Origin of the sequence: Vibrio bathopelagicus, from assembly GCF_014879975.1 — a bacterium.
Taxonomy (GTDB): domain Bacteria; phylum Pseudomonadota; class Gammaproteobacteria; order Enterobacterales; family Vibrionaceae; genus Vibrio; species Vibrio bathopelagicus.
This window is the reverse complement of sequence record NZ_CP062501.1, coordinates 1,369,044-1,383,303: the sequence shown is the minus strand read 5'-3', so window position 1 is coordinate 1,383,303 and position 14,260 is coordinate 1,369,044. Positions and strand designations below refer to the sequence as shown.

The 14,260-nt window shown below is 44.2% G+C and carries 12 protein-coding genes; 6 read left to right on the top strand and 6 right to left on the bottom strand.

Annotation, left to right across the window (positions count from 1 at the left end; all coding sequences use genetic code 11):
* Positions 1 to 409: 409 nt before the first annotated feature.
* The gene (locus IHV80_RS22375; RefSeq protein WP_192891022.1) at positions 410 to 3,577 is read left to right on the top strand and encodes a chitinase C-terminal domain-containing protein; all 3,168 of its coding nucleotides are present in this window, start codon (positions 410 to 412) and stop codon (positions 3,575 to 3,577) included.
* A 273-nt stretch (positions 3,578 to 3,850) separates the two neighbouring features.
* Positions 3,851 to 5,314: a sensor domain-containing diguanylate cyclase gene (locus tag IHV80_RS22370; RefSeq protein ID WP_192891021.1), complete on the top strand. Its 1,464-nt coding sequence runs from the start codon at positions 3,851 to 3,853 to the stop codon at positions 5,312 to 5,314.
* A 171-nt stretch (positions 5,315 to 5,485) separates the two neighbouring features.
* Here the strand turns inward: IHV80_RS22370 and IHV80_RS22365 are convergent, their stop codons facing one another.
* The gene (locus IHV80_RS22365) at positions 5,486 to 5,740 is read right to left on the bottom strand and encodes a YgjV family protein (RefSeq protein ID WP_017068159.1); all 255 of its coding nucleotides are present in this window, start codon (positions 5,738 to 5,740) and stop codon (positions 5,486 to 5,488) included.
* Positions 5,741 to 6,008: 268 nt separating this feature from the next.
* On the opposite strand from IHV80_RS22365, the gene IHV80_RS22360 reads away from it, so the two are divergent.
* The 3 genes from IHV80_RS22360 (at position 6,009) to IHV80_RS22350 (ending at position 8,423) form a co-directional block, all read left to right on the top strand.
* Positions 6,009 to 6,605, top strand: coding sequence for a DUF4136 domain-containing protein (locus IHV80_RS22360; RefSeq protein WP_192891020.1), 597 nt, complete (start codon positions 6,009 to 6,011; stop codon positions 6,603 to 6,605).
* A 172-nt stretch (positions 6,606 to 6,777) separates the two neighbouring features.
* Entirely contained in the window at positions 6,778 to 7,962 is a 1,185-nt protein-coding gene (locus IHV80_RS22355; protein ID WP_192891019.1) for a D-alanyl-D-alanine carboxypeptidase family protein, read from the top strand.
* Between the two features lie 167 nt (positions 7,963 to 8,129).
* Positions 8,130 to 8,423, top strand: a complete 294-nt coding sequence (locus IHV80_RS22350; RefSeq protein WP_017085602.1) for a YkgJ family cysteine cluster protein — start codon at positions 8,130 to 8,132, stop codon at positions 8,421 to 8,423.
* Positions 8,424 to 8,482: 59 nt separating this feature from the next.
* Here the strand turns inward: IHV80_RS22350 and IHV80_RS22345 are convergent, their stop codons facing one another.
* Positions 8,483 to 9,379 (bottom strand): LysR family transcriptional regulator, encoded by an 897-nt coding sequence (locus tag IHV80_RS22345; RefSeq protein WP_192891018.1) that lies wholly within the window; start codon positions 9,377 to 9,379, stop codon positions 8,483 to 8,485.
* A 103-nt stretch (positions 9,380 to 9,482) separates the two neighbouring features.
* Here IHV80_RS22345 and IHV80_RS22340 point away from each other — a divergent pair, with 103 nt between their 5' ends.
* On the top strand, positions 9,483 to 9,866 hold the full coding sequence (locus IHV80_RS22340) for a DoxX family protein (protein WP_192891017.1): 384 nt from the start codon (positions 9,483 to 9,485) through the stop codon (positions 9,864 to 9,866).
* Between the two features lie 94 nt (positions 9,867 to 9,960).
* On the opposite strand, the gene IHV80_RS22335 is transcribed toward IHV80_RS22340, so the two are convergent.
* The 4 genes from IHV80_RS22335 to IHV80_RS22320 all read right to left on the bottom strand — a co-directional run bounded on the left by IHV80_RS22335 (position 9,961) and on the right by IHV80_RS22320 (position 14,236).
* The gene (locus IHV80_RS22335) at positions 9,961 to 11,643 is read right to left on the bottom strand and encodes an RluA family pseudouridine synthase (RefSeq protein WP_192891016.1); all 1,683 of its coding nucleotides are present in this window, start codon (positions 11,641 to 11,643) and stop codon (positions 9,961 to 9,963) included.
* A gap of 151 nt (positions 11,644 to 11,794) precedes the next feature.
* The gene (locus IHV80_RS22330; protein WP_192891015.1) at positions 11,795 to 12,415 is read right to left on the bottom strand and encodes a glutathione S-transferase family protein; all 621 of its coding nucleotides are present in this window, start codon (positions 12,413 to 12,415) and stop codon (positions 11,795 to 11,797) included.
* Between the two features lie 34 nt (positions 12,416 to 12,449).
* Positions 12,450 to 13,481: an NADP-dependent oxidoreductase gene (locus tag IHV80_RS22325; protein WP_192891014.1), complete on the bottom strand. Its 1,032-nt coding sequence runs from the start codon at positions 13,479 to 13,481 to the stop codon at positions 12,450 to 12,452.
* 161 nt (positions 13,482 to 13,642) lie between these two features.
* Complete coding sequence (locus tag IHV80_RS22320; RefSeq protein ID WP_192891013.1) at positions 13,643 to 14,236, bottom strand: TetR/AcrR family transcriptional regulator; 594 nt, start codon at positions 14,234 to 14,236, stop codon at positions 13,643 to 13,645.
* Between the last annotated feature and the right edge of the window lie 24 nt (positions 14,237 to 14,260).

Below are 14,260 nucleotides of genomic sequence, written 5' to 3'. Positions count from 1 at the left end.
CTCCCACACTTGCATAGAAATGTGAGGTTCGTCAAAAAAGCCGCAGATACTAACACATTTGTTATCAAAAAGTGGGCGAATTCCCAAAAGAAACCCAAATCATCTATAAATCTCTACTTTTTGGTTAGTTTTAATGCGAATTTTTTCTCAACGCTGAGTCACATTTCTGACTTTTGAGACATTATTTTTTAGCTTTCCGAAATAAATTAATATTAGTTGTTGGTGCAAAATAAGTGTCGACTCATTGCATGCTACAAACAAATTAATGCGAGTCATTTTATAAATACTGAATATTTTAGGTGTTTAATTGGCGCTGTTACCTACAGTTGTTTTGCGAAGAGATTTAAGTGGTGAGGAAAGTGCCGCTTAAATTAAACATCTTGAAACAACAACTTAAGGGATAGCTAACATGCACCTAAACCAAGGAAGAGTGGCCAAGAAGGTTTTTACACTCAGTACTCTCACCGCGTCATGCTTGATGGCGTTCAACAGTTATGCGGCTGTTGATTGTTCAACGTTAGAAACGTGGGACTCTGCCACGGTGTACACCGGTGGTGATCAGGTTTCACATGACGGCAGCGCGTACTCAGCAAATTACTGGAATCAAAACAACAATCCGAGCCAATTTGAAGGTGACTATGCACAGTGGAAAAAGCTAGATGTGTGTAGTGGCAATGGAGGCGGTGGTACACCAAATGAAGCACCAACGACTTCGTTAACAGCGCCAACGGCATCAGATGTGATTGTTGAAGGCGACAATGTCGTCTTAAGCGCAACAGCACTGGATGCTGATGGTAGTGTTGCTTCAGTAGAATTCTTTGTTGATGGTTCTTCGGTCGCGGTTGTGACAGCGGCACCATTTGAAGCGGCTTGGTCTGCGACGTCTGGCAACCATCAAGTTTCAGTTGTTGCAACGGATAATGAAGGTGCTGCAAGTGTTGCAAGCGCGGTTTCCGTTTCTGTTGATTCAGCACAACCAGGTAATGAAGCGCCGACAGTATCAGTAGCACTTTCAGCGAAGTCTGTGGATGTTGGTGGTGTTGTAACCTTTACAGCAACGGCAGCAGACAACGATGGCACAGTCGATAAGGTGGATTTCTACGTAGCAGGTTCTCTTGTTGGCACAACAGCGACAAGCCCATACACACTAGACTACACAACGACTCAGGCAGGCTCTTTAGCGGTTTATGCAAAAGCAACCGACAACCAAGGTGCTACGACTGATTCAGCGTTAGCTTCTTTGATAGTCAATGGCGCTGCGACAGTGAGTACTTGTCGTCCTGATGGCTTATATCAAACTCAAGGTGTCGATGTACCTTACTGTACGATTTACGATGATGAAGGTCGTGAGAAGATGGGCGCGGATCACCCACGTCGTGTGATTGGTTACTTCACAAGCTGGCGTGCTGGGGACGATCCACAAGCTGCTTACTTAGTAAATGATATTCCTTGGGAACAACTTACACACATTAACTACGCTTTCGTGAGCATTGGCTCAGATGGTAAAGTAAATGTGGGTGATGTAAACGACCCTGAAAACGCAGCGGTGGGTAAAGAGTGGCCGGGCGTGGAAGTCGATCCTGAATTAGGCTTCAAAGGTCACTTTGGTGCGTTAGCGACAGCGAAGAAAAAACACGGCGTTAAAACGTTAATCTCTATTGGTGGTTGGGCTGAAACCGGTGGTCATTTCGCGACAGACGGCAGCCGAGTTGCTGATGGTGGTTTCTACACCATGACGACAAATGCTGACGGCTCAATCAACCATCAAGGCATCGAAACATTCGCAACTTCAGCGGTTGAAATGCTTCGTAAATACCAGTTCGATGGTCTAGATATCGATTACGAATACCCAACGTCAATGGCGGGCGCAGGTAATCCATATGATAAAGACTTCATGGAACCACGTCGTCAATACTTATGGGCTTCGTACCAAGTGTTGATGAAAGTGTTGCGTGAGAAGCTTGATGCTGCCTCTGCGCAAGATGGCAATCACTACATGTTAACTATCGCGGCTCCTTCTTCTGGTTACCTACTGCGCGGTATGGAAACATTCGATGTAACCAAATACCTCGATTACGTAAACATCATGTCTTATGACCTTCACGGTGCGTGGAACGATCACGTTGGTCATAACGCTGCATTGTTTGATACAGGTAAAGATTCAGAGTTAGCACAGTGGAACGTTTACGGCACTGCGGCTTACGGTGGTATCGGTTATCTGAACACGGATTGGGCTTACCATTACTTCCGTGGTTCTATGCCTGCAGGTCGTATTAACATCGGTGTGCCTTACTACACTCGTGGTTGGCAAGGTGTAACCGGTGGCGAAAATGGCCTTTGGGGCCGAGCTGCACTTCCAAACCAAGCTGAATGTTCAGCAGGTACGGGTGAAGGTGAGAAGAACAATTGTGGCCATGGTGCAATTGGTATCGACAATATGTGGCACGATACCGATCCGAAGGGCAACGAAATGGGCGCGGGCTCTAACCCAATGTGGCACGCTAAGAACCTAGAGAAAGGTATTTGGGGTTCTTACGCTGAGGCTTACAAGCTTGATCCTGTGAACGATCCATCTGATGTTTTAGCTGGCACTTACACGCGTAATTATGACAGCGTGGCGGTTGCCCCTTGGTTGTGGAATGCAGAGAAGGGCGTATTCCTTTCAACGGAAGATAAACAGTCTATTGATGTGAAAGCAGACTACGTTATCGACAAAGAGATCGGCGGCATCATGTTCTGGGAACTAGCAGGGGATTATAACTGTTATGTACTCGATGCGAGCGGCAACCGAACTTCAATCGATACGACCGAACAAGCGTGTAATAGCGGTAACGGTGAGTTCCACATGGGTAACACAATGACGAAAGCTATCTACGATAAGTTTAAGTCTGCGACTCCATATGGAAACAAAGTGGCGACTGGCGCTATCCCAACAGAAGCGTTAGATATTACGGTTTCAGTTGGTGGCTTCAAAGTCGGAGACCAAAACTACCCAATCAATCCTAAGATCACGTTTACAAATAACACAGGTCAAGCACTTCCGGGCGGTACCGAGTTCCAATTCGATATCCCAGTGTCAGCACCTGATAACGCGAAAGATCAATCGGGTGGTGGTTTAACTGTGATTGCTTCGGGTCATACTCGTGCGGATAACATCGGTGGTTTAGATGGAACCATGCACCGAGTGGCGTTTACTTTACCTACATGGGAAGAGCTTCCAGCGGGTGGTGTGTATGAGTTAGATATGGTGTATTACTTGCCAATCTCAGGCCCTGCTAACTATGCAGTGAGCGTGAACGGTATCGATTATGCCTTTAGCTTTGAGCAACCAGACCTACCGTTAGGTGACATCAGTTCAGGTGGCGGTAACCCTGGCGATGGCGGCACAACCCCAGGTACATGTGATACAGCAGGTTTAGCGGTTTACCCAGACTTACCTCAGAAAGATTGGGCGGGTAACCCAAGCCATGCAAACACAGGTGACCAAGTGGTTCATAACGGTAGTATTTATCAAGCAAACTGGTGGACAAGTTCTGAACCGGGCAGTGATGGTAGCTGGACTCAGGTTTGTTCTTAATCTAACGCTAAGTCATGTATTTATAGATAACGAATACGAATCGTTTTAAGTCGATTTATCAGTGTCTTAGTGTGATTTAAATACATAGATAAAGCGTCAAATTAAAACGCCGAACTGAATCCAGTTCGGCGTTTTTGCTATAAGTCACAGATTGCGTATAGAAACCTTTTAAAATATCGACACTCGTTCAGTAAAAAAGACAAATATGGTATAAAACAGTCTGCCTATAACAAAAAATAGCGTTACCTAAAATTAGAAAGCTATGGGGTAAACTTGAAAGTCAGACGTAAATACATTCTTAGTTTCTCAATTGTGTTGGCCGTAGTTTCTCTGATCCTCTCTGCTGTTCAATTCAACCGAACGAAAGAATCATTATTAGAATCCAACCAATTTTTCTTTCGTACGATTGTGAACGCGAGTTACGACATCGTAGACACCACAGTCAACGAAGCGATCAAAACCTATCTCAAAGGTGTGACTGACACAGTTGCCTCTCACACACTGCGTGTCACGCCAGAACAAGAAGTCGAAGAAGTCATTCGAATTGCCAATGAATTGGTGATTGGAGAGTCAGGTTATATCTATCTGATGTCACCACAAGGTATTCATCTGTATCACCCGTTTTTACAAGGGCAAAATCGTGCGCATTTAACCCATATTCAGCAACAACTGAGCTTAGAGTCTGGAATGACTCAATACTCTCACGCCAACCCACATGAAGTCGGCAAGCGTGCGAAGGTTGCGTACTCGGTGAGGTTACCGAGTGGTAATACATTGGTGGCGACCACATATAAAGATGAATTGATGTATCTGGTTGATCTCGATGCACTTAAAGACAAACTGAGAAAGTACTCTTATGGCGATAGTGGCTATGTGTATATCGTTGATTTACAGGGCACGTTAGTCCTTCAACCCAACTTTGAACACGAACACTTAAAAGCCTTGATTGATGACTCATCAGAGTTGCTTATCGATAAAGTCGTCGCTGAGCCTGAAGGCCACTTCAGTTACTCAATTTCTACGGAAGACGGCACGACAAGTAAAAATATCTTCTACAAGTTTTATCCGTATCTGAATTGGGTTATTTCGGCGGGTGTCTTAGAGCAAGAGCTCAACAAAAACCACAGTTTGCTGCTAGCAAGTTTGATGACGTTGGTTGTCAGTCTACTGAGTATTATTGTTGTTCTGGTGCTTTACCTGCGGCATCGTCACTTAAAGATCTTAGATGTGGCTAGCCTTGATTACCTAACGGGCCTGCATAGCAGACGCAGTTTTATTGAACAGATAAAGCTAAGAATATCGGATAACTCTCCTTACCCTTTGCAAGGCGTGGGCGTGATTTTGTTGGATATTGATCATTTTAAGTCGGTGAATGACCTACACGGACATGCGCAGGGTGACAGCGTGATTTGTGCCGTCGCAAAAACCTTAAAGCAGTTTACAAATAGTCATCGCTTGATTGCTCGATATGGCGGCGAAGAGTTTATCTTGGTGACTTTTGATTGTGATGAATGTCAGTTGTTTGAATTATCAGAAGCGTTGAGACACAGGGTCGAGCAGATAGAAGGTTTGGTATCACCTGTGACGGTGAGTGTGGGTTGTTGCTACGCTCAGGTGCTGTTTCAGATAGAAGGTACGATCGAAAAAGCCGATAAAGCGCTTTACCAAGCTAAAGAGAGTGGACGCAATAACACTCAGATGTATCGGGAGAATGAATATCGCATTGCGTATACCTGACACGCTTTCAACTGCATCGCCTTGAAGTAAGTCGGCCACCTTGAAGGCGTCTTTTAAAACGACAGATAAAACGATAGATAGAAAAAAGCCCAAACTGTGCTTCTGTTCTTTAGTAGAACGAGAGGAACCGTTTGGGCTTTTTCAGAATTATTTGAAATGCGAGTCGCTAATTTAAGCTTTCGCTGCTTTCATCGCTTCCGTTTTTTTTTCCTTTTGCATTTTTGCAAGGAAGTAGATGTTTACACAAGCGATGAAGCCGTTGGTTGCTGCAACTGGCCATGCATCAATCATGATGCCGTATGCTGTGAAGAGAGCACAGCCAATAAAGTTAAGGACACGCAGACGAACGATATCTTTCATTGTTAATGAAATTGCGACCATAATAGACGCAGCGTAACCTAAAATTTCAACCATATTGAATTCCATTGTGTGACCCTCTTAAATTTGCCGATACTTTGTCGGTACCAATTCTTCTCTTCATGAGATGATTGAGGAAGCTCCATGCCCCGAATGGTCTGGTTTTGTTTAACGGGGTAAACTATACCAACTCTGTTTTTGTGATTAAACCCCCAAAACTGGCAGAAGTGAAGGTTAGCGATTACGCAAACGTTTAATGACCTTTCTATTAACATAATTACTAATTATGTTGGAGGTTGAATTGATAGTTATTCTTATATAGGAAAGGACGCCGCGAATGATAAAACGTTCCATTTGTGCAACAAAAAGCATAAAGAAAGCTGCTCTATTGGCGTTAATGGTGGTTGGACTGACCGCTTGTACGACACAAGAGCAGCCAACAGTACATGACTATGGTGTGGTGACCAGTGGTGACTTCGAGTTCATGAAAAATGGGGTGACGACATACTCGTGGCACCCGCGATCCGAACAGGTATATCTTTCGCAAAAATACGATGAAACTGTAGTAACCGATATGGTGCGTGACGCGATTGAAGATCAGCTCTCTGCGAAAGGATATAGTTTAGAGCAGGGAGGCGGTATTGGCGATGTGGTGGTTGGTTTCGGATTAGCTGAAGAATCAGAGCTCAATGACAATTCAATTTTTGATGCGGTTCAGCTTTCTACTGGTGTTCCATTCTATGATGGTAAAGGTAAATTGGCCGAAAAAGGTTCACTGTACATTGTGTTCTCGGTACCGAATTCAGAAGTGATACAGTGGCGGGCACTAGCTCAATCTGGTATTCAACCGAAACTGGGAGTAGGTGAAAGCAAACAACGTATCTCGGGCTTTGTAGAAATGCTATTTAGACACATGCCACAACGTTCAAACTAAGCGTTAAACATATTCATTGAGTCAATATTACTTGTTTAAAAAATGGACAGATCGCAGATTATACTTTTTTATTTGTAACTAAAGGTACATTTGCGTAAAGCAACGTAAAGTTCGCGCTCCTTTTGCTAGCATTTGTCTATACTGGACAAAACGTTAACTTAGGTTTGATTCAATGAAACTGTTCTCCAAATACTCTCTCCCTCTATTAAGTATATTCATTGTAAGTAACGCAGCGATGGTTAGTAATTCAGCTATCGCGGCACCTTCTATAGTACCGACGCCACCTAGCTTAGGTGCAAAAGGGTATGTGTTAATCGACTTTAATTCCGGTGATGTGTTAGTCGAAAAAAACGCACACACTAAATTAAACCCAGCAAGCTTAACCAAACTGATGACCAGCTATGTAGCCGGGCAAGAGATGAAGCGAGGCAACATCTCTGCTGATGATCAAGTAAGGATCAGTGAGAATGCATGGGCGAAAAAATTCCCAGATTCATCGAAGATGTTCATTGAAGTGAACACCGACGTGGCGATGATGGATCTTTACCGTGGTTTGATTATCCAATCAGGTAACGATGCCAGTGTTGCGATTGCAGAACACGTAGCAGGTTCACAAGACGCCTTTGTTGATCTGATGAACTCTTGGGCGCAATCATTGAAGTTAGAAAACACGCATTTTGCTAACGCCCATGGCCTAGACGCCGAAGATTTATATTCAACCCCTTACGATATCGCATTACTTGGCCGCGCGATTATTCGTGACTTACCGGATGTATATGGCTTATACAGCGAGCGCTCGTTTAGCTATAACGGTATCACACAGCACAACCGCAATGGTTTACTTCGTGATAGAAGCTTAACCGTTGATGGCATGAAAACGGGGTACACTTCTGGTGCAGGCTACAGCTTAGCGAGCTCGGCAACTCAAGGTGAAATGAGACTGATCGCAGTGGTTATGGGCGCATCGAGTGTCAAGAGTCGTGAGTCAGACAGTAAACAGCTATTAAGCTACGGCTTCCGCTTCTTCGACACACTAAATCCACATCAAGGCGGCGATCAAGTGGCTGAAGAAAAGGTTTGGTTTGGTGAACAAGACACGTTGAAGCTGGGTGTTGCAGAAGATACGTTCATTACTTTGCCTAAGTCAGACAGTAAAAAGCTAACGGCATCGATTGAACTTGATTCTGAATTAAAAGCGCCGATTGCTGAAGGCCAAACTTTAGGTGTGGTTCACTACACAGTAGACGGAGAAGATGTTCAAACTCAACCATTGATTGCGCTAGAGGCTGTGGAACAAGGTGGCATATTCAAACGTCTGATGGACTACATTAAATTGTTCTTCGCGAGCCTATTCTAAATAGAATCGTTATTCAGCTAAAACGAGAAAACTTAATGGGCGTTGTGAGTAAATCATAACGCCCATTGTTATTTCCTCCCGCATGAAAACGGAACCTCTCGTTTTCTTTATTGGCCGTAGCGAGCGGTTTCGATTACTATACGCAAAATTTAGCAGTGTAGTCACTTATGACCATAGAGATAAAGAACGTAACCGAACCCGAAGTAACATGTGCCAATTGTCAGGCATGCTGTTGCCGTTTAGAGGTTATGATCATCACAGATACCGGCGTTCCTGAAGAGCATATTGCGTATGACGAATGGGGCGGCGAGACCATGCTGAGATTAGACGACGGCTGGTGTTCGGCAGTTGATAGAGAAACACTAATGTGTACTATCTACGAAAACCGACCTTGGATCTGTCGTGAGTTCGAAATGGGCTCTTTTGAATGCGTCGAGCAACGTACAGATGTGATGGGCTAAGTACCATCTTAATGCTTGATTGATCGTTTATAGAGGCTTGATTAGTTACTGGTTGAGCTCTAATTGTTTGTAGAACTTAAACACTCCGCAATAAAATCGATAAATACTCGTATTCGTTGGGGCAAATAATTACTTGCATGATACAGCGCGTACATAGGCAAGTAGTCATTGCTCCAATCTTCTAATAACTGTGTTAATTCCCCGGTCTCTACAAATTCTTTGCCCATCCAATCCGGTAAAGCAACCACACCTAAACCCTGTCTAGCCAGTTTAAGCAACACTTCTGGACTGTCTGCCGTAAAAATTTGGTTTACTTTCATACTGGTGCATTGGCGATCTTTGTCAGTGAAACGCCATTCGTTTGTTGGATTCATCAGAGAATAAGTTAAGCACTGATGTTGGCTGAGATCCTGTGGATACACAGGTTTCCCGTATTTTTTTAAGTAATCGGGCGATGCAAAGTACTGAACTTTATTGTTGAAAAGAAAACGAGCTTTTAACCCTGAATCTTCGAGTTGTGATGCACGAATGGCGACATCTATATTGTGTTCATTAAGGTTAACAATGCGATCGTCGACACTGAGGTTAATGCGGATACCTGGGTGCTGTTCAATGAAAGCTTGAAGCGGCTCACTGAGTAACATCGATGAAAAGGCACTTGGCGCAGATATCTTAAGTTCGCCTTCAACGGTTTCTGTCTCACGTTTGAGCCTGCTTTCTATGGTAGACATCTCTTCGAGTAAACGAGAGCAATAATCGAGGTAGTCTTTTCCTGCATGAGTGAGGGATATCTTGCGGCTGTTTCGTTGAAACAGAGTCATCCCTAAGTCACTTTCCAACCATGCGATCTTCTTGCTAACCGCACCTTGTGTCATGTTTAACTTATTGGCGGTTGCGGTAAAGCTGTTCAGTTGCGCCGTTTCCACAAAGATACGAATACACTCAATCTTATCCATATTACTCACCTTGTGTTCATCTATTCCAATTTGGAATCTCACTTATCACAAAACTAGCATTTATCACCTTAATTATGAATGATTAAATGGTCTCATTGACGCAATGATTCTTAAGAAAGGTGACGAAATGAGTACAATAATAAGCATATTAATGGTGTTGTTCTTCTTGTTAGCGAGTTCAATCAAGATGCTTGGGTGGCAAAAGAAGGTATTTGAAATCCAGCTTGGTTTTTTCAAAAGCTATGGCTTGAATCGAATGGTGATGTTTCTTGTTGGGTTAGTCGAGTTTACTGGAGCCGTTCTTTTGATTTTAGCCTTGTGTGGTGTGTCATCAGAACATACTCAATTGATGGGTGGTGCAATATTGGGAGCGACTTCGATAGGGGCGCTTTATTTCCACTTACGCTTTGATACGTGGAAAGACGGTATTCCCGCGATGGTCACTTTGTTGTGTTCAAGCTTTTTAGTTTTAGATTTCTGGTACTAGTGTTTTGGTCTTAGTTTTCTGGTCGAGGGGTGAAAGCTTACTTGCAGGATATTTGAGAAGAGTAGGGCTCGAAAGCCCCACGCTAAAGATAGGATTAAAACTCTGACGACACTTCAAACTCGATCCACTTGCCAGTTGTTGGGTGAATCAATTTTAGGTAGCCCGCATGAAGGTGAAGTCGTTCACGCTTGTAGCCATAAAGATCATCACCTCGGATTGGGACACCAAGGCCTGACGGGTGAGCGCAATGTACGCGTAGCTGATGGGTGCGGCCTGTCTTAGGGTATAAGTGAACCTTGGTTTTGCCATTGTTGGCACTGACTGCTTCCCAATGAGTTTCTGCGTTACGTCCATGTTCATGGCAAACCAATTGTCTTGGTCTGTCTGTTATGTCGCCGCGCAAGGGCAAGCTAATATCGCCAGAACCACCGTGTATTTCACCATCAAGCAGGGCGGTGTAACGCTTCTCTACGGTTCTATCGATGAATTGCTTCTGGATGTGTTTATTGGACTCTGCGGTCAGTGCCAAAATCAACAATCCAGACGTCGACATATCTAACCTATGGATAATCAAAGGGCCTGTTGCATCGGGGTAGCGCGCTTTAATGCGCGTATAAACCGAGTCTTCGATAAATTTACCAGGAACCGATAAGAACTCCTCGGGTTTATTCACTACCACGATCTCGTCATCTTCATAGACAATATCAAACGACTTACCAACCGCAGGGTTCACTATAAGCGGATTATCTTCTAATTCAATGCCATTCAGCTGGTGGTCGAGGATCTCGAAGCTTTTACTTTGGCAAACAGGGTATAGGTTTCCGTGCTGGCGGATAACAGCTGTCGGAGGCAATCCCCACCAAAACTCAGATAAAGCTAATGGCTTAAACCCGTGTTCAAAAGCACAATTAAGTAATTTAGGTAGGCAACAGTCGCCAGAGCCTTCAAGTGCCTCTTTGCCATCTAGCAATTCAAACAGGCTCTTTGATTCAAGAGCTTGGTTGATAAAGCGATAATGAGACAAGCGTTGCGCTTCTAATTCGGAAGAGATCGCTTGGTACTCTTGCTTGCGGCTTTTGAGTTCACTTTCGATGGCATCAACCTGCGACTGGCGTTCTGCGATCTTTTGTTTCCATTCGATCCGAAGCGCTTTTAGGTCGCGCTTCTCTTGGCTGCTTTGGTTGCCTAACTGTTTAAGCAGGTCAGCTGCTGAATCAAGGTTCCCTAACGCTTTCTCTTGATTGGCCTTTTCTCTTAGAACCGTACGCTCTGCCTTGTTGGCAGCCATCGTGAACTGAAATACTTCAATTGCTTTGCTCGCATCGTTTTTGAGTTCATTTAAGCTTGATGTCAACTCATCTAGGTTATGAGTTTGTTCTAGGTTCGTAATCTCATCAACCAAGGCTGCTTGCTTGATTAAGCTTTGCGTGTTTTGGACTTGAAACTGTTGACCAGCAAAAGCAGAAGGAACAAAGGCAATGCTTGCTAGCTGAGAAGCTAGGGAAGAATCTAACCGCAAACCTGAAAATGCAGAAAGGTAGCCTAGCTCTTGAGTTGTTGGATTTTGAACAAGAAGTACGGCATAAAGGTTGCCTTGCGATGTTTCATTCACACCGCAGTCGAGTAATGACTGCTGAAGTTGCTGCATGGCAAACTCACACGTTGGATGTGGTGTGTAGTAGTACGGAAACGTAAAACGAGTCGGTAGCGGTAAGTCTACATTCGTATTGTCGTTTTTTAGGTGCAGTGGTGTGTATTGAGCAAGGTTTGCTGACATGAAGATCAAACTCTATGGCTGTTCAGTTAGAGCTCGGTATTGTTGTCGAAATGAAGGCAAATGAGAAGCCAAAGCGAAAGATAAATCGGCTTTGGCTTCATTTAGTTGCTCGTACTTATCCTAAGGACGTACGAGCTTGATTGAAACTCGATCAGTTCGAGTGCTCTAGCTCAAGTTGCTCTGCTTTTTGGTAAGCAGGGTGACTCATTAAAAGATCACCGTATTTAGCAATGTTAGGGTAGAGCGCAGTAGCACCGAAGTTACCCACGATTTCCACGATGAACGACATCATGAAATCGGCACCCGTCAGAGTATCAGCAACAAGGTAAGTTTTACCTTCAAGTGCTTCGTTGACAAAGGTTAGGACCTTTTGGTTTTCATCGTCAGCGTAGCCGCCAAGGAAATTAGTCTCGCAACCGTCTTTCATTACAAAGATTTTAAGCAGCATTGGCAAAATACCAGAGCTTTCTGCGAAGTGAAGCCACTGTGAGTATTCTACATAGTCAGCTGTGCCGCGCACTGGTGCCAACTTACCTTGGCCGTATTTGTCGATTAGGTACTCGGTGATAGCACCAGACTCGCTGATCACAACGCCATCGTCTTCAATCACCGGAGATTTTCCAAGAGGGTGAACGGACTTCAATTCTGGTGGTGCTAGAAACGTTACACTGTCTCGTTGGTATGGTTTGATTTGATAATCAACACCAAGCTCTTCCAGTAGCCAGATGATACGTTTTGAGCGCGACTTATTTAGGTGATGCAAAGTAATCATGATTCTGCCTATTTTACTGTTTCAGCTGATTGAGCTATTTTGCTTCGTTAGTTTTGATAACGAGCTTACCGAAGTTCTGGCCTTCTAATAGACCCATGAATGCTTGTGGTGCTTCGTCTAGACCTTCAATTAGATGCTCACGGTAATGCATCTTGCCTTGAGACAACCATTCAGTCATTTGAACAGCAAACTCGTTGTAACGGTGTGCGTAGTCATCAAAGATAATGAAACCTTGCATCTTAATACGCTTGACCAGAAGAGTGCCCATAAGGCTAGACATACGATCTGGACCTTCAGGAAGTGATGTTGCATTGTACTGAGAGATAAGGCCACACACAGGAATACGAGCACCTGTGTTAAGCAGAGGCATTACTGCGTCGAATACCTTACCGCCAACGTTTTCAAAGTAAACGTCTATACCGTTGTCACACGCTTTAGCCAGCTGGTCTGCGAAATCATCCGCTTTGTGGTCGATACATTCATCAAAGCCAAGTACGTCTTTTGCGTACTGACACTTCTCTTGACCGCCCGCAACGCCGATTACACGACAGCCTTTTAGCTTACCGATTTGGCCAACAGTTGCACCTACTGGGCCTGTTGCTGCTGCTACAACTAAAGTGTCGCCTTCTTTCGGTTGACCGATATCTAGCAAGCCCATGTATGCGGTAAAGCCCGGCATACCCATGATGCCAAGTGCGTAAGAAGGGTGAGTTGGCTGCTTGCCTAGTTTAATAAGGCCTTCACCGTTAGACACACCAAAATCTTGCCAACCTGTGTAAGCCAGTACCCATTCACCAACCTCAAAATCAGCGTTGTTTGATTCTTCAACCTGACAAACGGTCGCACCTACCATCACTTCATCGATAGCGACGGGATCAGCGTAAGATTTCGCATCGCTCATTCGGCCACGCATGTAAGGGTCGAGAGAAAGGTAAATTGAGCGCAGTAACATCTCGCCGTCTTTAATTGTTGGTGCGGCTACTGTCTCTAAACGGAAGTTGTCTTGAGTCGGTGCGCCAACTGGGCGAGAAGCCAATACGATGCGGCGATTGTCTTGTTGGGTCATTGGATGTCCTTAATTTTATATTATGTCTATTTAGAATTAGACCGGTCGTCTAGTCTTGTTGTCTAAAAATCCCGCCGTCATCAAATTGATAAGAGGGCGGGTGATTCGTTTTAATTTAAAGCAAGTTGAAGTGAGTAAAAGCGAATAAGGCGCGGTGCGCGTTAGTGGCTTTCACCCTTTAAAATTTGTTCGGTAAGAGAGAGCGCTGATTCTAAGCTATGTGAACTTTGGCTTAGCTTGCTCAACAAACTCGCACCCAACCACATTGAATATAGATTCTGCGCGGCTTGTTGGCTGTCTTTAACCTTGATGGAGCCATCGTCAATACCACCAGCAATACAGTGTTGTATCGTAGATGTCACTTTTTCAGCCCCTTTAAGTAAGGCTTGGCGCATAGGATCAGAAAGATCAGAAACTTCAGCGCTGAGCTTAACCACTAAGCATTTATGAGCGTTACACGTGCCGTTTTCAATCTGTGCCCATCGAGAGAAATAACCGATGATTCTTTGGTAATGGTTGCCTTCACCGTGAACTAAAAGAGTTTCAACGCGGTTGATGTAATTCTCAAAATAGTGCTGGATCAGAGCCTCGCCAAATTGCTCTTTCGATTTAAAGTAGTGGTAAAACGACCCTTTCGGCACGTCCGCTTCTTTAAGTAATTGCGACAAGCCAACGCCCGTAAAGCCGTTGTTCACTATTAATTGGTAACCAACATCTAAAACATGCAGGCGTGTATCATTCGTTTTTTCGTTCATGGGCAATACTATAATTCAAATTAG